This is a genomic window from uncultured Tateyamaria sp. (genome assembly GCF_947494755.1).
GTDB lineage: Bacteria > Pseudomonadota > Alphaproteobacteria > Rhodobacterales > Rhodobacteraceae > Tateyamaria.
Genome location: NZ_CANLVZ010000058.1, coordinates 1 through 222, shown reverse-complemented (window position 1 = coordinate 222; position 222 = coordinate 1). Strand labels below are relative to the sequence as shown.

Genomic DNA, 222 nt, shown 5'->3' with positions numbered 1-222 from the left:
TGTTCCTTGGCCGGGATTGATCCGCGTGTGTATCGGCGCACGTCGAAACGCCGCGCCGACACGGAGCTGCGCACCAGGATGAAGGAACTGGCGTCCGAACGGCGACGGTTCGGATATCGCCGCCTGCATATCCTGCTGAAGCGTGATGGATTTGTCCCGTTTTTGTGCCGCCCCAAGTGCTCGTTTAGGCCACTTTCCGTTCGAAAGCGACAGGGCTTTTCC

General features: G+C 59.9%; 1 pseudogene. It reads left to right on the top strand.

The annotated features are described in order from the left end of the window. Positions 1–153 (top strand): annotated as a pseudogene (locus tag Q0908_RS20350) (IS3 family transposase); the annotation flags it as partial. Between the last annotated feature and the right edge of the window lie 69 nt (positions 154–222).